This window comes from Rubrivirga sp., from assembly GCF_049648075.1.
Classification (GTDB): domain Bacteria; phylum Bacteroidota; class Rhodothermia; order Rhodothermales; family Rubricoccaceae; genus Rubrivirga.
On sequence record NZ_JBARYR010000104.1, the window covers coordinates 1 to 5,468 of the forward strand.

At 68.5% G+C, this 5,468-nt stretch carries 5 protein-coding genes; 4 read left to right on the top strand and 1 reads right to left on the bottom strand.

Going from position 1 to position 5,468, the window contains the following annotated elements; all coding sequences use genetic code 11:
* The 4 genes from WBA11_RS02880 to WBA11_RS02895 all read left to right on the top strand — a co-directional run.
* Window positions 1-420, top strand: a 420-nt coding sequence (locus WBA11_RS02880) for a sensor histidine kinase (protein WP_424519220.1), incomplete at its 5' end; no start/stop codon positions are given.
* Between the two features lie 161 nt (window positions 421-581).
* Window positions 582-1,946, top strand: a complete 1,365-nt coding sequence (locus tag WBA11_RS02885; protein ID WP_424519221.1) for an acyclic terpene utilization AtuA family protein — start codon at window positions 582-584, stop codon at window positions 1,944-1,946.
* Window positions 1,947-2,032: 86 nt separating this feature from the next.
* Window positions 2,033-2,812 (top strand): response regulator, encoded by a 780-nt coding sequence (locus WBA11_RS02890; RefSeq protein ID WP_424519222.1) that lies wholly within the window; start codon window positions 2,033-2,035, stop codon window positions 2,810-2,812.
* Between the two features lie 95 nt (window positions 2,813-2,907).
* Window positions 2,908-4,734, top strand: a complete 1,827-nt coding sequence (locus WBA11_RS02895) for an ABC transporter ATP-binding protein (RefSeq protein ID WP_424519223.1) — start codon at window positions 2,908-2,910, stop codon at window positions 4,732-4,734.
* A gap of 48 nt (window positions 4,735-4,782) precedes the next feature.
* Here the strand turns inward: WBA11_RS02895 and WBA11_RS02900 are convergent, their stop codons facing one another.
* Window positions 4,783-5,175 carry an endonuclease domain-containing protein gene (locus tag WBA11_RS02900; RefSeq protein ID WP_424519224.1) on the bottom strand — a complete coding sequence of 131 codons (393 nt, stop codon included), beginning with the start codon at window positions 5,173-5,175 and terminating at the stop codon, window positions 4,783-4,785.
* Window positions 5,176-5,468: the final 293 nt, after the last annotated feature.

Genomic DNA, 5,468 nt, shown 5'->3' on the forward strand with positions numbered 1-5,468 from the left:
GCCCGGGGGCTCTCGCCGATCACCGACGCCGACGGGGGGATCACCGACGCGCTCGCCCATCTCGCCGACGACGTCTCCGAGGCCTACGGGATCTCGTGCTCGTTCCTGGCCGACCGCGCCCTCGAGGTCGACGGCGACCGGGCCGGCCACGTCTACCGGATCGTCCAGGAGGCGGTCTCGAACGCGGCCCGGCACGGGCGCGCGAAGTCCGTCTTCATCGAGGTCCACCACGACGACGGCACGGCGGAGGTCCACGTCGCCGACGACGGGACCGGGATCACCGACGCCGCCCTCGAGGGCGAGAGTGGGCTCGGGCTGCGGACGATGCGGTACCGCGCGCGGCGGCTGGGCGGCACCCTCGAGGTCGAGGCGCCAGACAGTGGCGGGACCGAGGTCGTCGTCCGCTTTCCGCTGGTGTAGCGGCCGTCCTCGGGGTCAGTCCTCGAGGCCGACCAAAGGCGCCCCTCGAGATCGCCCCCCGTCTCCACTTCCGCTTCCCCGTCTGCCCTCGAGGACGCCGACCTCGAGGCCGTAGCTTCTGAAAGCGGTTCCGGGACACGCCGGGGCGCACCTTTTTGACTATGTCCACACCCCTCCGCATCGCGTCCGGCCAAGGCTTCTGGGGCGACCTCCAGCGCGCGCCCATCGACCAGGCCCGCCGCGGTCCCATCGACGTCCTCGTCATGGACTACCTCGCCGAGGTGACCATGTCGATCATGCAGAAGCAGAAGCTCCGCGACCCGTCCAAGGGCTACGCGCGCGACTTCGTCGAGGTCGTGACCGAGTTAGCGCCCGACATCAAGGAGAAGGGCTTCAAGGTCATCTCCAACGCCGGCGGCGTGAACCCCGTCGCGTGTGCCCAAGCCATCGTCGAGGGCGCCCGCAAACGTGGCGCGACCGGCCTCAAGGTGGCCGTCGTCACCGGCGACGACTTGTTGGACCGGCTCGAGGACTTGGTCTCGCGCGGCGTCGAACTCAAGCACATGGAGACCGGCCAGCCGTTGGCCGACGTCTTGGACCAAATCGTGAGCGCTAACGCGTACCTCGGCGCCCAGCCCATCGCCGAGGCTCTGGCGATGGGAGCCGATGTCGTGGTCACCGGGCGCACGACCGACACCGGGCTCACACTCGCGCCGCTCGTAGACCACTTCGGATGGGAGTGGACCGACTGGGACAAGATGGCGGCTGGGACGGTCGCGGGCCACATCCTGGAGTGCGGCGCCCAGTCGTCCGGCGGCAACTTTACCGACTGGGACGAAGTCCCCGACATGGCCAACATCGGCTTCCCCATCGCCGAGGTGTCGGCCGACGGCTCATTCGTGGTCACCAAGCACGACAACACCGGCGGGTTGGTCTCGCGCGGGACAGTCGCGGAGCAGCTTCTCTACGAGATCGGCGACCCGACCGACTACATCACGCCCGACGTCGTCGCCGACTTTACGTCGATCGTCCTCGAGGACCAGGGCGGCGACCGCGTCCACGTCAGCAGCATCCGGGGGACGGAGGACACCGAGTTCCTGAAAGTCTCCGCCGCCTACTCCGACGGCTGGAAGGCGACCTCGACCCTCGTCTACGCCTGGCCCGACGCGGCCAAGAAGGCGCGGTCCGCGGCCCAGATCCTGAGCGACCGCCTGGACGCGCTCGGGTTGGAGTTCGACGAGGTCCGCTCCGAGATCATCGGCGCCGGTGCGCTGAGCGAGAGGGGAGGGGACCCCGCCCTCGAGGCCGACCTCGACGAGGTGCAGCTTCGCATCTCGGTGCGGAGCCAAGACAAAGGCGCCGTAGAGCAGTTCGGGCGCGAGATCGCCCCGCTGATCTTGACCGGCCCGAGCGCCGTGACGGGCTTTGCCGGCGGGAGACCGCGTCCGAGCGAGGTCATCGCGTACTGGCCCGCTCTGATTCCCAAGGCCGAGGTGCAGACGGACGTTCGCGTCCTCGAGGTCTAGGGAAGGGGAAGCAAAGTCTGCGAATGATCTGCGAGGGCTTAATGGCTCGCTGGATCGCTCGATACGTCCACTAGCTACCTCCCACCATGGCCGATTCTCTCGCTCTGCCCGACGGCTTGTCGGTCCTCCTCGTCGAGGACGACCCGACCAACCGCTTGGTCGCCCTCTCGATGCTCCGGCACATCGGCATCGAGGCCGACGCCGTGGTGAACGGTCAACTCGGGGTCCAGGCTGCGACGTCGAAGTCCTACGACGTGGTGCTGATGGACATCCAAATGCCGGTCATGGACGGCATCGAGGCGTTGCGGGCGATCCGCGCGCTCTTGCCCCCAGACGAGTGTCCTCGTATCGTCGCCGTGACCGCTCACGCCGTCAGCGGCACGCGCGAGCGGATGCTCGCGACAGGCTTCGACGACTTCTACAACAAACCGCTCTCGATCGCGATGCTTCGGGAGGCCCTTTCTCCTCCTCCGCTCGCCGAGCCTGCTCTGATGATCCGCCCCCGCTCCGGCCACGACGAAGACGACCTCGCGGCCTCGCTCCGCAACGACGTCCGCGCCCACGTCCGCGCGCTCCTAGGAGAGGACGACGAAGAGTTTGTCGTCGACCTTGTCGATTCGTTCGTGACGTCGTCGGAGGACGCGGTCGTCGAGGCGACGACGGCCTACCAGGGGGCAGATTGGGGCACGTTGGCATCAGCGGCTCACAAGCTGAAGGGGAGCGCCTCGAACGTGGGGCTCGGGGCGCTCGCGACATCGTGGGACCACGTCGAGGTCGCCGTCCGAGACGCCGGCCAGGCGCCGCAGGACGTCGTCGAGGCCGCGATGGCCGAGACCAAGCAGGCGATCACGCTGCTTCAAAGCTAGGACGCCCTCGAGGACGGCTCGGCACCGGCAGAGCCGTCTGATGCCTCGGTCTGGCGAGATGGGGACCTGGCGCTTGGGCTGGGCGTAGGGCGTGGATGGCTTCCCCCCTCCGCCGCCTCGACGCCGACCTCTGGCGCTACCGCTGGACCCTCGGTCCCGGTCTCCTGTGCGCGCTCGCGTCGGCGCTGTTCGCGCTGTTCATCCCGGGCCTGGTCCGCGAGGCCATCGACGCGATCCCGCGGATGGTCGCGGTCCAGGGCTACGCGGCCGGGACGTCGGCCGGACCGGCGCTCTTCGACGACTTCCGGTGGGCGCTGGTGCTGCTGGGCGGCATGATCGTCGCGCTCGCCCTCGTGTCGGGGCTGTTCATGTTTTTGATGCGGCGGCTGGTCGTGGTCGCGAGCCGCAACATCGAGTACGACTTGCGCAACCGGATCTACGCGCACCTGCAGAAGCTCTCGGGCAGCTTCTACCACCGCTTCGCGACCGGTGACGTGATGACGCGAGCGACGAGCGACGTCGAGAAGGTGAGGCGCTACGTCGGACCGGCGCTGATGTACATCGCCCGGGCCATCGCCGCGATCGTGGCGGCGCTGACGTTCATGCTGGCCATCTCGCCGACGCTGACGTTCTGGGCCATCCTGCCGATGCCCGTTTTGGCCGTCGCGGTCTTCTTCGTGAGCCGCCTGGTCCACGTCCGCACGGACCGGCAGCAGAAGGCGTACTCGGGATTGACGAGTCGCGTCCAGGAGGCGCTCAGCGGGATCCGCGTCGTCAAGGCCTATACGCAGGAGGAGACGTGGGGCCGGCGCATCGACGATGCGAGCGAGGACTACCAGGACAAGGCGCTCTCGCTCGCCAAGGTGGACGCCGCGTTCCGACCGGTCCTGATGGTGTTGATCGGGACGAGCACGGTCTTGGTCGTCGGCGTGGGCGGTCAACTCGTGATTCAGGGCCAGCTCTCGTTGGGCAACATCGCCGAGTTCATCATCTACGTCGCCAACCTGACGTGGCCCGTCGCGTCGTTCGGCTACGTCGTGTCGATGGTCCAGCAGGCCTCGGCCTCGATGTCGCGGATCAACGAGATCATGGACACGCGCCCGGCCGTCGCCAGCCCGGTCGTCCTCGAGGACGCAGGCGACGCCGACCTCGAGGGCGCCTCCGCGACGGTCGAGGGTCGCGTGACCTTCCAAGACGTGACGTTCCGGTACACGCCGGACGGCCCGGCCGTCCTCGATGGCGTCTCGTTCGACGTGCCGGCCGGCTCGTCGTTGGGGATCGTGGGCCGGACGGGCTCGGGCAAGTCGACGCTGGTGGAACTGATCCCACGGCTCACCGACCCCACGAACGGGACGGTCCGCGTGGACGAGCGCGACGTGCGCGAGATGCCGTTGCAGGCGCTACGCGGCGCCATCGGCTACGTGCCCCAAGAGGTGTTTCTGTTCTCGGACACGGTCGGCAACAACATCGCGTTCGGCGTGCCGGACGCTGAGGAGCAGGCGATCCGCGACGCGTCCGTCGAAGCCGACCTCCTCGCCAACGTGGAGGGCTTTCCTCGCGGGTTCGAAACGCGCGTCGGCGAGCGCGGCATCACGCTCTCGGGCGGCCAGAAGCAACGGACGGCCATAGCCCGCGCGCTCATCCGCCGCCCGCCGATCCTGATCTTCGACGACGCGTTGAGCGCGGTCGACACGCGGACGGAGGCGATCATCCTGGGCAACCTGCGGTCGCACTTCGGCAAGCGGACCGTCGTGGTGGTGAGCCACCGGATCTCAGCCGTTCAGGACGCTGATCAGATCCTCGTCCTCGAGGCCGGTCGCGTCGCGGAGCACGGCACCCACGACGAGTTGGTGGAGGCTGGCGGGCAGTACGCGACGCTCTACCGGAAGCAGCAACTCGAGGCCGAGCTGGCGGGCGCGTAGCGTCCTCGAGGGTGGCCGAACACCCCCACCCGCTTCGCGGGAGCCCCCTCAAGGGGGCGAGTCGGGTTGGGGTTCGTCGTCTGCTAAATCCTCGAGGACGAGTCGGATCTGGTCGACGACGCTCTCGAGGTTCTGCAGGACGTCGTCGTTGGTGACCCGGAGCACTGTGAGCCCGAGGGCTTCGAGCGTGCTTTGTCTTGTCTCGTCCTCAAGACCGCGTCCGTCGTGGCTTCTGCCGTCGACCTCGAGGACAAGTCGGGCGTCGGGAGCGAGGAAGTCAACGATATACGAGCCGACGGGACGTTGGCGGAGGAACCTGATGCCGAGGGCGCGACGGCGTAGCCGAGCCCATAGCCGTCGCTCGGGAATTGTCATCCGACGACGGAGTCCACGGGCGAGCGGGACCAGTCGTCTCTCGTACGGTTGGAAGCCTCTGCTCATCCCAGAGAGTACTACACCACACAACCTCCCTCGAGGGAGGTGGCCGCGCCAGCGGACGGAGGGTGTTCGGACGCCCTCGAGGTCGCAATCTCCCTCGAGGCAGACCGGGTCGCCCCTGGTGTGGGACGTGTGCGCGTGGCCTACCTTAAACGCCCGCCCTCGATCCACGCCATGCGCGCTGTCTTTCTCGCCGCCTTCGCCCTCGTGGCGCTCCCAGCCGACGCCCAGCTGGCGGCCTCCGGTCCCGCCGAGCGCCTCGGCCTCGAGGCCGAGCCCGCCGCCCGGCCATCGTG

What these genes read in the sequence shown, in the direction of transcription:
- WBA11_RS02885 (WP_424519221.1), top strand. Translation starts at nt 582, where the DNA reads ATGTCCACACCCCTCCGCATCGCGTCCGGCCAAGGCTTCTGGGGCGAC.
- WBA11_RS02890 (WP_424519222.1), top strand. Translation starts at nt 2,033, where the DNA reads ATGGCCGATTCTCTCGCTCTGCCCGACGGCTTGTCGGTCCTCCTCGTC.
- WBA11_RS02895 (WP_424519223.1), top strand. Translation starts at nt 2,908, where the DNA reads ATGGCTTCCCCCCTCCGCCGCCTCGACGCCGACCTCTGGCGCTACCGC.
- WBA11_RS02900 (WP_424519224.1), bottom strand. Translation starts at nt 5,175, where the DNA reads ATGAGCAGAGGCTTCCAACCGTACGAGAGACGACTGGTCCCGCTCGCC.